The following is a 906-nucleotide window of genomic DNA, read 5'->3' on the forward strand; positions in this document are numbered from 1 at the left end:
TTTATCCCGCTATTTGCGGGCAGTAAGACTCCCACTTTAAAATTCAGCTGGGGCAAAGAAGTTAGGTGGGAGATCAACTGCCCGTAAAAGCCCGATTGGTGAAGGCTAATAATTAGTGGGGGATGGACAAAACCCCCCACTGATTAAAGTTTCACTTTATCTTCTTTAAAAAACATTTTGGATTAAATGATATGAAAAACTTATGTTTAGATTCATCGATTATGAAATTGCTATTTTTAGTTAAAAACTCTTCCACAGCTTCCATTGGGCCAGGGCCCCAATCAGGAAGGAGAGGATTTCCGTTAATACTTGTATCTTCTACAATAATGTAACTGCCAGTGGTTACAATAGATTTATAAAGTAAGAGTTCTTTCGATACATGTTCTTTACTATGATCAGAATCTAAAATAACTAAAATCACATCATCAGGTTTGCGCATACTTAATATTGATTGGACGGCCTGTACAGAAACAGATGAAGCTGTTAAATACGTAATTCGATTATGGGATRGCCGATTTGGTTGCGGAGTTATATCGATAGTAAGTACGTGACCTTTTCCAATTAAATCTAACATAGAAGCTAAAAATAGTGCACTACCACCGTAAAAAGTTCCGCATTCAATAATTAAATCAGGCTTTAATTCGTATAATATTTCTTGATACAAAAAGAGATCAGAAGGAAGTTTGCAGATTGGAACCCCGAACCAGTGTGTACCATGTAACCAAACGTTGCTGTCGTAATATTGTTTTAGAAATTCGCTACTAATGTTATCGATTTTGAATTCTCCTTTCTAAAAAGGATTCTTTCATACGTAAAGAGTTTACGTATGAAAGTTGTACTATATATTATGTGGTAAGGGATTATAAGGCGAGTGTTTTCACGTGAAAATAAGCCAAATAACACATG

Annotated in this window: 1 protein-coding gene; it reads right to left on the reverse strand. The window is 35.5% G+C overall.

The window, feature by feature from the left end; all coding sequences use genetic code 11:
• Nucleotides 1–151: 151 nt before the first annotated feature.
• Nucleotides 152–775: a cephalosporin hydroxylase family protein gene (locus AC1DJR_RS31695; RefSeq protein WP_477004439.1), complete on the reverse strand. Its 624-nt coding sequence runs from the start codon at nt 773–775 to the stop codon at nt 152–154.
• Between the last annotated feature and the right edge of the window lie 131 nt (nt 776–906).

The sequence above is a fragment of the Bacillus sp. 05T31 genome, assembly GCF_056396725.1.